Annotated in this window: 14 protein-coding genes; 7 read left to right on the top strand and 7 right to left on the bottom strand. The window is 65.4% G+C overall.

Annotated elements, in window-relative coordinates; all coding sequences use genetic code 11:
• The first annotated feature begins 25 nt into the window (after positions 1–25).
• Genes JQ616_RS11965 through JQ616_RS11955 form a run of 3 tightly spaced genes read left to right on the top strand, consistent with a single transcriptional unit; the run spans position 26 to position 3,265 of the window.
• Positions 26–580, top strand: a complete 555-nt coding sequence (locus JQ616_RS11965; RefSeq protein ID WP_212014533.1) for a GNAT family N-acetyltransferase — start codon at positions 26–28, stop codon at positions 578–580.
• Positions 577–1,755 carry an MFS transporter gene (locus JQ616_RS11960; protein ID WP_212014532.1) on the top strand — a complete coding sequence of 393 codons (1,179 nt, stop codon included), beginning with the start codon at positions 577–579 and terminating at the stop codon, positions 1,753–1,755. Before JQ616_RS11965 ends, JQ616_RS11960 begins: the two co-directional genes overlap by 4 nt.
• A 46-nt stretch (positions 1,756–1,801) precedes the next feature.
• Positions 1,802–3,265, top strand: a complete 1,464-nt coding sequence (locus JQ616_RS11955) for a M20/M25/M40 family metallo-hydrolase (RefSeq protein ID WP_349629984.1) — start codon at positions 1,802–1,804, stop codon at positions 3,263–3,265.
• A 3-nt stretch (positions 3,266–3,268) separates the two neighbouring features.
• Here the strand turns inward: JQ616_RS11955 and JQ616_RS11950 are convergent, their stop codons facing one another.
• Both JQ616_RS11950 and JQ616_RS11945 read right to left on the bottom strand, forming a co-directional pair.
• Positions 3,269–3,778 (bottom strand): DUF1993 domain-containing protein, encoded by a 510-nt coding sequence (locus JQ616_RS11950; RefSeq protein WP_212014531.1) that lies wholly within the window; start codon positions 3,776–3,778, stop codon positions 3,269–3,271.
• A gap of 15 nt (positions 3,779–3,793) precedes the next feature.
• Positions 3,794–5,230 carry an MFS transporter gene (locus tag JQ616_RS11945; RefSeq protein ID WP_349629983.1) on the bottom strand — a complete coding sequence of 479 codons (1,437 nt, stop codon included), beginning with the start codon at positions 5,228–5,230 and terminating at the stop codon, positions 3,794–3,796.
• Positions 5,231–5,344: 114 nt separating this feature from the next.
• Here JQ616_RS11945 and JQ616_RS11940 point away from each other — a divergent pair, with 114 nt between their 5' ends.
• Complete coding sequence (locus JQ616_RS11940) at positions 5,345–6,256, top strand: LysR family transcriptional regulator (protein WP_212014529.1); 912 nt, start codon at positions 5,345–5,347, stop codon at positions 6,254–6,256.
• A 16-nt stretch (positions 6,257–6,272) separates the two neighbouring features.
• Here JQ616_RS11940 and JQ616_RS11935 read toward each other — a convergent pair whose 3' ends face one another.
• The gene (locus JQ616_RS11935) at positions 6,273–7,172 is read right to left on the bottom strand and encodes a LysR family transcriptional regulator (protein ID WP_212014527.1); all 900 of its coding nucleotides are present in this window, start codon (positions 7,170–7,172) and stop codon (positions 6,273–6,275) included.
• A 214-nt stretch (positions 7,173–7,386) separates the two neighbouring features.
• Between JQ616_RS11935 and JQ616_RS11930 the strand changes: the two genes are divergently transcribed.
• Positions 7,387–8,904, top strand: a complete 1,518-nt coding sequence (locus tag JQ616_RS11930; RefSeq protein ID WP_212014525.1) for an MFS transporter — start codon at positions 7,387–7,389, stop codon at positions 8,902–8,904.
• A gap of 61 nt (positions 8,905–8,965) precedes the next feature.
• Here the strand turns inward: JQ616_RS11930 and JQ616_RS11925 are convergent, their stop codons facing one another.
• Complete coding sequence (locus JQ616_RS11925) at positions 8,966–9,385, bottom strand: cupin domain-containing protein (RefSeq protein WP_212014523.1); 420 nt, start codon at positions 9,383–9,385, stop codon at positions 8,966–8,968.
• Positions 9,386–9,471: 86 nt separating this feature from the next.
• A complete protein-coding gene (locus JQ616_RS11920; RefSeq protein ID WP_212014520.1) occupies positions 9,472–9,873 on the bottom strand; it encodes an Ohr family peroxiredoxin in 402 nt (133 codons plus the stop codon).
• 147 nt (positions 9,874–10,020) lie between these two features.
• Between JQ616_RS11920 and JQ616_RS11915 the strand changes: the two genes are divergently transcribed.
• Complete coding sequence (locus JQ616_RS11915; protein ID WP_349629982.1) at positions 10,021–10,488, top strand: MarR family winged helix-turn-helix transcriptional regulator; 468 nt, start codon at positions 10,021–10,023, stop codon at positions 10,486–10,488.
• Positions 10,489–10,631: 143 nt separating this feature from the next.
• The gene (locus tag JQ616_RS11910; RefSeq protein ID WP_212014517.1) at positions 10,632–11,093 is read left to right on the top strand and encodes an EF-hand domain-containing protein; all 462 of its coding nucleotides are present in this window, start codon (positions 10,632–10,634) and stop codon (positions 11,091–11,093) included.
• 25 nt (positions 11,094–11,118) lie between these two features.
• Here the strand turns inward: JQ616_RS11910 and JQ616_RS11905 are convergent, their stop codons facing one another.
• On the bottom strand, positions 11,119–12,450 hold the full coding sequence (locus tag JQ616_RS11905) for an ATP-binding protein (RefSeq protein WP_212014515.1): 1,332 nt from the start codon (positions 12,448–12,450) through the stop codon (positions 11,119–11,121).
• On the bottom strand, positions 12,447–13,169 hold the full coding sequence (locus tag JQ616_RS11900) for a response regulator (RefSeq protein ID WP_212014513.1): 723 nt from the start codon (positions 13,167–13,169) through the stop codon (positions 12,447–12,449). The genes JQ616_RS11905 and JQ616_RS11900 overlap by 4 nt, the downstream gene beginning before the upstream one ends.
• Positions 13,170–13,357: the final 188 nt, after the last annotated feature.

The raw sequence follows: 13,357 nt of genomic DNA, 5'->3' as shown, positions 1-13,357 counted from the left end.
ATCGACGCGAGACGAGAATGGAAAGATGAGCAACAGCGAAGACACCGTGATCCGCGACGCCACCGAGGTCGACATGGCGGAGGTGCAGCGCATCTACGCGCACCATGTGCTCAACGGGCTTGCGACCTTCGAGGAAGTGCCGCCGACGCTCGACGAGATGCTCGGCCGTCGCGCCGCCGTGCTGGCCGCGGGGCTGCCATATCTCGTGGCCGATATTGATGGACGCGTGGCCGGCTACTCCTACGCGACAGCGTACCGGCCGCGCCCTGCCTACCGCAACACCATCGAGGACTCGGTCTACGTGTCGGAAGCACTGCGCGGCCGCCGGGTCGGCGCGGCGCTGCTGCAGGCGCTGATCGAACGATCGGAGCTGGGGCCCTGGCGGCAAATGATCGCCGTGATCGGCAACAGCGGCAACGCCGGATCGATCGCGCTGCACCGTCGTATGGGCTTCGAGATGGTCGGAACGCTGAAATCGGTCGGCTTCAAGCTCGGGCAGTGGGTCGACACAGTGCTGATGCAGCGGCGGCTCGGGCCGGGCGCCTCCACGCTCCCGTCAGACACGGATGCAGCCCGGTGATCGCACGCCGGGTCGTGGCCGCCCTCGGGCTGGCGCAACTGATCTCGTGGGGCGCGACCTATTATCTGATCGGCGGCTTCGGCGAGCAGATATCAGCGGATCTCGGCTGGAGCCGCGACATCGTCTATGGCGGATTTGCCGCGGCGCTGTTGGTGATGGGGGTGACGTCGCCGCTTGCGGGCAGGTGGGTGGACGGTCGCGGTGGCCGCGAGGTGATGGTCGCAGGCGCCGTGATCAACGCGCTCGGCTGCGCCGGTCTTGCTGCCTCCTATCAGATCGGCAGCTATTTCGCATCCTGGATCGTTCTTGGCCTCGGCATGCGGCTGACGCTGTACGATGCGGCGTTCGCGGCGCTGGCCCGGATCGGCGGACCGGAGGCGCGCCGCGCGATGTCCGGCATCACCTTGCTTGGCGGCCTGGCCGCCACCGTGTTCTGGCCGCTCGGCCACACCCTCTCGGAACACTTTGGCTGGCGCATCGCGGTATTGGCCTATGCCGGCTTTGCGCTGCTGACGATTCCACTGCACTTGCTGATTCCGAACCAGCGGTTTGCCGGCGTGCCGAGCGCTGCGGCGGTGGTGCCCAAACAACCGCTCGCGGTCGGCCGGCGGCAGCTCGCGGCGGCGGGGGCGCTCTATGCCGTGATCATGACCGGCGCGAACTTCCTGAATGCGGGCATGTCGGCGCACATGATCGCGGTGTTCTCAGGTCTCGGGCTCACGGTCACGGTGGCGGTTTGGATCGCAACGCTGCGCGGCATCGGGCAATCCGCTGCCCGTCTCTGCGAGATTCTGTTCGGCGCACGGCTCAATCCGCTCGCGCTCAATCTGATGGCCTGCCTGATCATGCCGCTCTCTTTCATCGCCGGCCTGTTCAGCGGTTCGTCAAAAGAGATGGCGATCGCGTTCGCATTGCTCTACGGCGCCTGCAACGGCATCCTGACCATCACGAGGGGAACGCTACCGCTGGTCCTGTTCGATCATCGCAGCTATGGCACGCTGGTCGGCCGGCTCATCGTTCCAAGCTTCATCCTGCCCGCGGCGGCGCCGCTGGTCTATGCGATCGTGATCGACCGGTTCGGCGACGCGAGCGCGCTCTATCTCTCGATCGGCCTTGCGCTGACAACGCTCGTCGCGGCTGCCATGCTGAAACTGCTGTTTCCGAGGGCTCCCTGAGGCCGGCACCGCGGGATATGCTTAGAAAAACGGGAGGACAAAGAACGTGACGTCAAAGACCAAGAACAATTTCGCTGCCTTGATGCTGGCCGCGGGCATCGTCTTCTCCGGAACCGGCCTCGCTACCGCTGAACCGCAAGGCGACGGGACAGTCGCGTTGCTCAAGAAGCTGATCGCCTTCGACACCTCGAATGGCCCGGGCGATACGCGGGCGCTCGCCGAATATCTGAAGTCGCAATTCGCGCCGCTCGGCGCCGAGGTCGACATCTTCGTCGCTCCGAACGGCAAGGCGGCGCATTTCATCGCCCGTCTGCGCGGCGACGGCTCGAAGAAACCGGTGCTGCTCGCCGCACATGCCGACGTCGTTCCGGTCGAGCGCGAAAAATGGACCGTCGAGCCGTTCGCCGGCGTCGAGAAGGACGGTTTCATCTACGGGCGCGGTGCGATGGACTTCAAGGGCGGGCTTGCCGTCTTCGCCAGGGCGGTGATGCGGCTTGCCGAGGAGAAGACGCCGCTGTCGCGCGATGTGATCTTCCTGGCCGAGGCCGACGAGGAGCAGGGGCAGTACAGCACGGTGTGGCTGGCGAAGAACCATTGGGACAAGATCGACGCGGAATTCGCGCTGAACGAAGGCGGCTACGTCCTGCAGGAGCGCGACAGCACGGTTCGTCAGATCAATGTCACGACGGCGGAGAAACTCTCAGCAACGTTTGCGTTGAAAGCGACCGGTCCCTCCGGCCATTCCTCGCGGCCGTTCCCGGCCGGGGCGATGGCCAACGACCGCCTGATTGCGGCACTCGCCAAGCTCGCGCTGCATGACCCGGCCGTCAAGCTGGTGCCGGCGACCGAGGCTTATTTCAAGGCATTGCTTCCGATCAGTTCGGAGCAGACGGCGGCCGATATCAAGCAGTTGCTGGCGGCAAAGGACCAGACCGATCTCGATAAGGCCGGACAGAAGCTGGTCGCCGACAATCCCAAGGACAGCCTGCTGCTGCACGCGCTGCTGCGCGACACCATGGTGGTCACCATGATCGATGCCGGCATCAAGCCCAACGTCATCCCGGGTGACGCCAAGGCGGTCGTGAATACGCGGCTATTGCCGGGCACGACGACGGACCAGATGATTGCCGAGATCAAGCGTGTGATCGGCGATCCTGGCATTGAGGTCAGCATCGTCACCGCGTTGACGCAGCAGGAGGCGCGGGACGCCTATCTGATGCGGAGCAAGATGCCCGGATCGCCGGTCGAGACCGAGCTTTATGCCGCGCTGGAGCGCAACGCAAAGCGGGTCTGGAAGGATGCCGTGCTGGTGCCGACCATGTTCGAGGCCGGGACCGATGCCACCGCCTGGCGCGAGCGCAACGTGCCGGTCTATGGCATCTATCCCTATCCGCTCGACGACGACATCCTGAGCCGGATGCATGGCAACGACGAAAGAATCGGCGTCGAGGCCATCAAGCAGGGTGAGGAATGGATCTACAACACGCTGCGTGAGGTCGCGAAGAAGTAACGATCAGTTCGACAGGTAGTTGCCGAGGAAATCACGCTTGCCGAGCGGCACGCCGCGATGGCGCAGGATCGCGTAGGCCGTCGCGACGTGGAAGAACAGGCTCGGCAGCGCGAAGCCGTAGAGATAGCGCGCCGCCGACATTGGCGGGACACCGAACGGCAAGGTGATGATGCGGTCCGCCGCGCGCGCGAAGGTCTGGACCGGAACAGTGTCGATATAGTCGAGCGTTCGCGAGATGCGGGCGTGGGCCTCGGCCAGGCTTCGTTCGTCGTCGACAAACGTCGGCGGCTCGAGGCCGGCGAGCCGCCCGGCGGCGCCCTTGGCGTGATCGCTTGCCCGTTGCACCTGGCCGACAAGCGTCAGCATGTCGGGCGCCAGCCGGGCCGCGAGCATGGCGTCGGGGTCCAGACCGCGTTCGCGGGCATGGGCCTCGCCCTTGCGCAGCAGATCGGCAAGCGATTCGAGCATCTGGCGAAACACCGGAACGGATGCATCGTAAAACGGTGCGGTCATGGAATCCTCCCCAGTTCAAGCGGCCGGCTCGCGCGGTAGCCACAACGACAGCCAGCCGCCGAGCGCCAGCAGCGCGACGTTGCAGCCGAGTGCGATCGTGAAGGCGTGTGCGTAGTCTCCGGCCTGCGGATGCGGGCCGAGCAGGCTGTAGAACACGCCGCCGATGACGGCGACGCCGAGTGCGGCGCCGATCTGGAAGGTCGAGATCATCATGCCCGATGCCAGCCCGGCATGGCGTGGATCGATGCTGCCGATCACGGCCTTGATCACCGACGGCATCACAGTGCCGAAGCCGAGCCCGCCGCAGATCAGGCCGAACTCGAGGCTTTGCGGCAGCGCGCCGTTGACCGACAGCATCACGACCCCGAAGCCGATCACCTGGAGCGCGAAGCCCAGCGTCAGCGTGCGCGCGCCGAGCCATTGCATCACCAGGGATGACACCAGCGAACTGACGAAGAAGCCGGTGGCAAAGGGCAGGGTGGCGAGGCCGGCCGCGAGCGGCGAAAAATGCAGTCCGCTTTGCAGGTAGACGGCGAAGGTCAAATAGAACGACGACAGCATGTAGAAGGCGAGGGCCATCACCAGCCCGATCACGAAGTCACTGTTGCGCAGCAGATGCAGCGCGACCAGTGGGTCGCCGCCGCGTGCCGACAGGCGGGCCTCGAAGCGGACGAAAGCGGCCAGCATCAGCGGAGACGCCAGCAGCATCGCGATAATCCAGATCGGCCAGCCGGATTCCCGGCCCTCGATCAGCGGATAGACGAGGAAGCCGAGCGTGAGCGACAGCAGGATGACGCCGCCGATGTCGAGCCGCTGGGCATGCTCGGCGCGCGAGTCTGTCAGGAACAGCAGCCCGCCGATGAATGCGGCGAGGCCGATCGGCAGGTTGATCAGGAAGATCGCCTGCCACGCCAGTCCGAACGGATGGGCCGACACCAGGACGCCGCCGAGCACCTGGCCGCAGATGTTCGCCAGACCGAACGTCGCTCCATAAAGGCCGAGCGCGCGGCCTTGTTCGGACGCCGGAAACAGCACGCGGATCGAAGCGAGCACCTGTGGCGCCATCACGGTGGCGGTGAGACCCTGCAGGATTCGTCCGGCGACCAGCATGGCCGGCGACCATGCGATGCCGCACAGCACCGACGCGATCGTGAAGCCGGCAACGCCGGCCAGGAACATCCGGCGGCGGCCGAGCAGATCGCCGAGCCGGCCGCCCGTGATCAGGAACACCGCGTAGGTTGCGGCATAGGCCGAGATCACGAACTGCACCTGGCTCGGGCTCGCGCCGAGACTGTCGCGAATGGCTGGGAGTGCGAGGTTGACGACGTTGAAATCGAGGATCGGCAGGAAGGCGCCGGTAAGCAGCACCGGCAGCGCCAGCCATCGTCGCGGATCGGCTGCCGCCGGCCGCGTGTCGTGGAATCGGAATGTCTCGGTGGTCTCGCTGGTCACCTGCCTGCTCCTCTGGGCAATCGGCGGCGTGTTGCGCCTGTCGATCGAACCCGGAAGATGGCCTGTCTGTTTGTGATAAGGTATTATCCAGATATGCCAAACGAGTTTGCAAAAATGCACAGCCCTCTCGACTGGAATGATCTCCGCCTCGTCCTCGCGGTCGCACGCGAGGGCAGCCTGTCGGGCGCGGCGCGTAGATTGGGCGTCACGCATTCGACGGTGTTTCGTCGCCTCGGCACGATCGAGACCGCGATCGGGACGCGGCTGTTCGAGCGCTTCCGCGATGGTTATGCGCCGACGCCGGCCGGCGAGACCGCAGCGGCGTCGGCGGCCCGGCTCGAGGACGAGGTGCTCGCGCTCGAACGCAAGCTGGCCGGGCAGGATCTCAGGCCATCAGGCACGGTCCGGATCACGACGACCGATACGCTCGGCGCGATGCTGATGCGGCATCTGCCCGCGATGCGCACCGCGCATCCGGAGATCCAGCCGGAGATCATCATCTCGAATGCGATGGCGAACCTGACGCGCCGCGAGGCCGAGATCGCGATCCGACCGACGCCGGCTCCGTCCGAGTTGCTGATCGGACGGCGCGTCGCCGATATCACCCATGCGATCTACGGATCACGCGGCTATCTCGCCCGGCGCAGCGACGAGGATCTGTCTGCGCACGACTGGATCGGGCTCGATGACACGCTGGCGGGAACCGTGATCGCCGGATGGATGCGGGAGAAGCTTCACGCGGTGCGGATCACCTGCCGGGTCGATGCAATACCGGCGCTGCGCGATGCCGCGGCGGCTGGAATGGGGCTTGCCTTGCTGCCCTGCTATGTCGGCGATCTCGCGCCCGCGCTGCGTCGGCTGACACCAAAAGCACTCGCCGAGCCGCACTCGGCGCTGTGGCTATTGACCCATGACGATCTCAGGCACACCGCGCGGATCCGCGCCACGCTCGATTTCCTCGCCAAGGCGCTGGCGTCGGAGCGCGCACTGTTCGAGGGCAAGCGCGCCGACAGCGCGCGGCGCTAGCCGGTCGTGCAGTTGTTCACATCTGAAGAACCTTTGCCGGGACATTGCTGGCTGTCCGATCCGCTGGCGGCCGATGATGGTCCCGAAAGGCACTGACGATCGTTTTCAGTATCCCGCGGGATCTTGCGTCGGACAATGCCGACAGCAGCACGATCTCGGACGGGGCCAGTGCGGGGAGGCCGAATTTCTCGCCGACCTCGATCGTGCCGGGAGGCGCCATCCGGCGCGAGAACACCGAAATCGCCAGGCCGGCTGAAACGGCCTCTGCAACGGCAAAGGCGCCGCAACCAAGGAAGGTCTCGGTCCACGGCAGGCCCGCTGCGTCGAGTGCATGCGTGGCGGTGTTGAGGATGCCGCAGGACGGTGAGGAGGCTGCCAGTCGAAACGGCTCGCCGGCGCGATGGACAAAGCCGGGCGTGGCAAACCAGCCGAAATGATCCGGTCCCAGCACGTCGCCGTCGCGGCGGTCGTCCTCGCGAAACACGATCACGGCGTCGATTGTCCCACGATCGAAGGCATCGATCAGGTCACGGGCATCATCGAGCCGGACCTCGATCGTGAGTGCCGGGTCATGCGCGCCCAGCCGCGCCAGCACCGTGGGGAGCTCGGGTGCTCCGACGTGGGTGGCAATCCCGAGCGAGAAACGGCGGCGCGCCGACGAAAGACCTGCGACGGCGCGGTCGTGCGCGGCAAGGAAGGCGCGCGCGGGCTCGAGAAACGCTGCGCCCTGTGCAGACAGCCGCACCAGTCGTGGCGTTCGCTCGACGAGCTTCTGTCCGATCCGGCCTTCCAGCCGTTTCAATTTCACGCTGATCGCGCCCTGTGTGGTGCCGAGCACGTCGGCAGCGCGGGTGAAGCTCTTGAGATCGGCGATCGTCACGAACGCCTTGACGGCATCGACATCGAGGGTGGTCATGTCATTCATCCGGAATTGTTGTCTCTGAAATATCTAGTCATCCAATTCAACAATGCTCAAGCGGTGACTAGCTTTGCGTTGTGATGCGCTGCGGCCACCCGATTCCTGCCGCTGCTGCCTCAATACATCGTGAGTCGATCGACCGACGCTGCTGCCAGCACCCTGGCAACAGCGCGCGGTATGCCGTTGGCTCGTCACAACAAAAGGCCCGATCATGTCAACTGAACTGAGCCGCCGCGGCGCTATTGTGCTGTCAGCCGTCTGCCTTGCCTGCCTGATGTTTGGATTGGAGATCTCCAGTATCCCCGCGATCCTGCCGACGCTGGAGCGGGTGCTGCACGCCGATTTCAAGGCGCTGCAATGGATCATGAATGCCTACACCATCGCGGTGACCACGGTGCTGATGGCGATCGGGACGGTGGCGGATCGTTACGGGCGCAAGCGCGTCTTCCTGGTCGCGATCGCCGCCTTCGGCATCACCTCGCTGATCTGCGGCGTCGCCTCGAGCGTCGAGATGCTGATCGTCGCCCGGTTCCTGCAAGGCCTGAGCGGCGGCGCGCTGTTGATCTGCCAGATCGCCGTGCTGTCGCACGAATTCCAGGGTGGCCGCCTGCGCGCCGTCGCCTGGGGTTGGTGGGGTGTGATCTTCGGCATCGGCCTCGGCTTCGGGCCGATCATCGGCGGCGCCGTGGTCGCGGTGCTGAGCTGGGAGTGGGTGTTCCTGGTTCACGTGCTGTTCGCGGCGGTCGCCTTCGTGCTCACGATCGGCGGCGTTCACGAGTCGAAGGACCCGAAGGCGAGCAGCCTCGACATCGCCGGCATCGTGACGATGTCGCTCGCGGTGTTCTGCCTCGCCTTCTACATCACGCAGGGGCCGGATCTCGGCTTCGTCAGCCCGAAGGGTCTCGCGATCCTCGGCGTGTCGGCCGTGAGCTTCACAGCGTTCCTGGTTGCCGAGAAGGTCAGCCGGCGGCCGATGTTCGACTTCTCCGTGTTCCGGATTCCAGCCTTCTCCGGCTCGATCATCGGCTCGGCCGCGATGAACCTGAGCTACTGGCCGTTCATGATCTATCTGCCGATCTGGTTTCACGCCGGCCTCGGCTATGACAGCGTGTCGGCGGGGCTTGCACTGCTCGCCTACACGCTGCCGACATTGGTGATGCCGCCGTTCGCCGAGCGGCTGTCGCTGCGCTATCAGCCGGGCCTGATCATCCCGGCGGGGCTGTTCATCATCGGCACCGGATTCATGCTGATGAAGTTCGGCAGTGCCGCTGCGCAACCGGACTGGCTGACGATGCTGCCGGGCTGTCTGCTCGCCGGAATTGGCCTCGGTATCACCAACACGCCGGTGACCAACACGACGACCGGCTCGGTCTCTAGCGACCGCGCCGGCATGGCCTCCGGCATCGACATGAGCGCGCGGATGGTCTCGCTGTCGGTCAACATCGCGCTGATGGGGTTTATCCTGGCGAGCGGTGTGCTGGCGCATCTGAAGGCCGTGCTGCCGTCGATGGACGGCGCGCAGCTTCGTGCAATCGCCGAGCGGATCGCGGCCGGTGATGCCGCGTCTGCGCCGGAGCTGACCGGGCCGATCGTGCACCAGGCGCTCGCGAGCGGGTTTGGTTGGGTGATGCTCTATGGCGGCATCGGCGTCTGGATCATGGCCGCGATCAGCTTCCTGATCTTCAATGCGCGGCAGGTCGCGCAGGCCGAAGCTCAGGGCACGAAGTGACTTGATGCCGCCGCGCCCGCCCCAGGATGAGAAGCGCGCGGGAGCGGGCAGGCGGGATCGGTCACTTCACCAGGGTCAGCAGCGGCTTGTCTTTCTCGACGATATAGGTCGCAAGCTCGCTCGCGGTCACGTTGCCGACGTTCTTTGCCGCATGGATGGTGCCTGCGGGGATGAACAACACGTCGCCCGCCTTCAACGTCGCCGGTGGCTTGCCCTCGACGTCGTATTCGAGCGTCCCGGCCAGCACATAGATGATCTCCTCGCCGGGATGGGTGTGCTGGCCGAACGCTTTGCCGGGCGCGATGTCGACGCGCACCTGGACGGCTTCACGTCCGGGCGCGCTGAGGTCGTGGCGCTGCAGGTCAGTTCGGGCGATGCCGGCCGGCAGCTCGGCCTGCGCGCTCGGGATCGTCAGGAGGCTTGCAGCGAACAAGGCCGTCCTTGCGAGGAGGCGGGTCGCCTTCAACAGCTTGCTGGTCATCTTGAGCTCCGGGTTTGTCTTCTCGATCTGTCCGACCGCGAACCGGCGAGGGGCCGGTCCGCGTCGGAGGTCGTCATGCATGCGTTTCAGACGAGGGTGGTCGTGACGTCGATGTTGCCGTGGACCGCCTTGGAGTAGGGGCAGATGCCGTGTGCGGCCTCGATCAGCTGCTGCGCGACTTCGCGCTCGACGCCGGGAACGTGGACGTTGAGGCGTGCGCTCAGGAAGAAGGCACTGCCGGCCTGGTTCAGATCGATCTCGGCGTCGACCTCGGGCTCGCTCGTGAGCTTGACCTTGCGCTGTCCGGCGGCGAGCTGGAGTGCGCCGATGTAGCAGGCCGACCAGGCGGCGGCGAACAGGTTTTCGGCAGCCGGATGCGGCTGCGGCAGCTTGACGTCGAGGAAGCCGTCGCGCGAACGGGCGGCGCCGTTCGGGCCGGCGGTGACGTGGGTCTTTCCGGTCACGAGAACCTTGGCATTGGCGGTCATGGTGAACTCCTTTGGTTGAATTTAGATCGTATCCGATCTAATCGGATACGATGTGAAATAAACCCGGCATTCGGGTGTGTCAAGCACTTCCGATTTAATCGGATGCGATTTATATTGACGCGGACTTCACAAACTCCGGAGCCGCCCGTGACCCGCCTCGCCAAGGCCGAGACCAAAGGCCGAAAACTTTCGAATTTTCTGTGCTTTGCGGTCTATTCGGCCAACCTGGCCTTCGGCCGCGCCTACAAGCCGATCCTGGACGCGGTCGGCCTGACCTATACCCAGTACATCGCCATGATCGCGCTGTCGGAGGCCGACGACCAGACAGTCAGCGCGCTCGGCGAGAAGCTGTTCCTGGAATCCAACACGCTGACGCCGATCCTCAAGAAGCTCGAGCAGAGCGGCTATATCAGCCGCACCCGCGATCCTGCCGACGAGCGGCAGGTGCGGGTGAGCCTGACGACAGCCGGCCGGCGGCTGCTCGACAAGGAGATCAACGCGTCGCTGGTCGAGGCCACCGGGCTCGGCGATGAGTTTCCGATCGTGCAGAAGAGCGTGGTCAGGCTGCGCGACAACCTGCTGCATCACACGCGCGGCGATTCGAAGAAGGGCTGACCGTTCGTAGCGAATTGTAACGCGCTGTATCCGCACTGCGGGCTTCCGCATTTTTGCCACGGCCTAACCGGCAACTCCGCTCCGCATTGCGACGACGCGGAGGAGAGACTGGTTTGCGCAGAGAGTTGCGATCGATCTGCGGGATGATCTCAGCGATCAGCCTGGCTTGCATGGCAGCGCCGTTTGCGGCCGCGCAACCGGCTTCACCGGATCAGGCGCAGCCGTCGCCTCGTGCGGGCGGAGATCGTTCGCCGGCGACCACGGCCGAAATCTGGGACGGCAATCATGACGGCGTCTACACCTGCGACGAGTGGAAGGCTTATCTCGGCCGCCTGTTCGATCGCGCCGACCGCAATCACGACGGCATGCTGACGCCTGCGGAGTTCGACGGCGTGCGTCGTGCCGGCAGCGCGCTCGCCGATGCGGATTTCGGCTATTTCGACGAGAACCAGGACGGCAAGATCACCCGCCGCGAGTTCGTCGAGAAGCCAAACGAGTTCATCCTGCAATTCGACAAGAACGGCGACTGCCGCGTCACGCCGGACGAGCTGAAGGATTCCGGAACCGGCCAGAAGCCGCCGGGCGGCCGGGGCAAGCGATCCTGAAGGCGCTCCAGGAAGCTCACTTTGGTTAGCCCGACACGAGCTCGCGCGGTGCGGGGCGAGGCAGGCTCGTTTCGGCTCGATCCGATCCAAGATGCACCGCTCCCGGCAGCGCGATGCGGACCAGTAGACCGTGTGGTTCGTTGTCGTGCAGGGACAACTCGCCGCCATGCCCGGCTACCATCGCCTGCGCGATCGAAAGACCGAGCCCGAAGCCGCTCTTCTCGTCCATGGTGCGGGCCTCATCGCCGCGGACGAAGGGCTTCAGCATCTCGGCCCGGCGATGCTCCGGAATCCCCGGACCGTCGTCGGAGACGTCGATGGTGGTCCGATCGGCGGATGCGGACAGCCGGATATCGACCTCGCTGCCGAACCGCAGCGCGTTTTCCACCAAGTTGGTCACGGTGCGGCCGATCTCGCTCGGGCGGATCATGAGGGATGCCCTGTTCGGGCCGTGGTAACGCACGACATGACCGCAATCGGAGAATTGCTCGCAGACCGTCTGCAACAGCGCGGCCACGTTCACCAGCGTCGGCTTCGCCGCGCTGCCGCCGCTCAGGAACGAGAGCACGGATTCCAGCATGGCCTGCATCTGGTCGAGATCGTGCAGGGTCTCCGCGCGCTGGGCGTCGTTCTCGATGTACTCGGACCTGAGCCGCAACCGTGTGATCGGCGTCCGCAAGTCATGACTGATGGCTGCGAGCATGCGCGTGCGGTCATTCATCAGGGTGGTGATGCGTTCGCGCATCCGATTGAGTGCGACGGCGGCAGCGCGGATTTCCTCCGGGCCGGTCTCCGGAAGCGGTGCGGCCGCCTGGCTGATGCTGAAATTCTCGGCGGCTCGGGCAAAGGCGGAGAGCGGCGCGCTCAGCGCGCGACCGGCCCACACGCCGAGCAGCGTGACGCTAACGAACAGGAACAGGAACGTGCTCACCCAGAATCCGCCGAAGAAGGGCGGGATCTTGGTCGAGCCGATCGTCGCCTTGACCACGGCCCCGTCTGGCAGCCGCACCCTGGCCGGTGCCTTCGCGGAGGGCTCCGGATCGACGGGCGTCGCGGACGACACGTCGCCGGAGAGCCCCGGGCTTGCTTCGCGCAGTGCGATGTGAAGGCCGGGGAATGCACGCCTGGCCGCCTGCAGCACCCGCGCGCGATCGGCACCGGGGCTCTCGGCCAGAAGCTTTGCGACCATTTCGAATTGATGGATCGGCCGATCCGGAAACGTCCTCGGTTTCTGGCCGACGAAATAAAGCCCGATCAGCGCGTGGATCAACACCAGCGAGAACAGGATCAGGGCTGCGATCTGGCCGCTGATCCGCCGGAAGCTGAACAGCGCGGCGATCCTGCGGGTCCAGCTCATGCGTCCTCCACATGCGGCGTGAAGATGTATCCACCGGTGCGCACCGTCCTGATCACGGACGATCCTTCGCTGATATCGAGCTTGCGGCGAAGCCGGCTGACCAGCACGTCGATGCTGCGCCCGAACGGACTGGCCGGCCGGCTGCGCGTCATGGTCAGGAGGCCGTCGCGCGTCAGTATCCGGCCGGGCCGTTCGCAGAACACCTGCAGCAGGTCGAACTCGGCGCTGGTCAGCGTGACCTGGGCACCGTCGGGATCGCGCAGTTCGCGCAAGCGCAGATCGATGGTCCAATCCTGGAAGCGCAGGCGGGTGGCGCTCTGGCCGGAGCGCCCGGCAAGGTCGGCCTGCGCCTGGCGGCGCAGCACGGCGTTGATCCGCGCCAGCAGCTCGCGCGGATTGAACGGCTTGGCGAGATAATCGTCCGCTCCCATCTCGAGCCCGAGGATCCGGTCGAGGTCCTCGCCCTTCGCTGTCAGCATGATGATCGGGATTGTCGAGTCGCCGCGCAGGCGGCGGCACAGGGTCAATCCGTCCTCTCCCGGCAGCATCAGATCGAGCACGACGAGATCGAGCGAGTGCCCGGCAAGGTAACGATCCATTTCCCGGCCGTTCGAGGCCGTGGCGACCAGACAGGATTGATCGCGCAGGTAGCGGGCAATCAGGTCTCTGGTTGGCAGATCGTCCTCGACGACCAGGATCTTTGGCGTATGTGCAAGCATGGTCCGCGACTGGGCCTCTTCCTAAGGGTATTTTCGCGCGCGTTGCGGCGCGCTCAGCCACCCATCGACCAGCATAGGCGTCGCTTGTGGGCGGCATTACGCCTTTTCGTAAGCATAGTGTTTCTGAACTGTGAGCGGCGCCCGCAGGCGGAAACAAACCGGGCCGGTAGCTGCGCCGCGTTGCGCTC

It is taken from the genome of Bradyrhizobium tropiciagri (genome assembly GCF_018130545.1).
Lineage (GTDB): Bacteria > Pseudomonadota > Alphaproteobacteria > Rhizobiales > Xanthobacteraceae > Bradyrhizobium > Bradyrhizobium tropiciagri_A.
The sequence above is the reverse complement of the archived record's forward strand: the minus strand, read 5'-3'. Positions and strand labels throughout refer to the sequence as shown.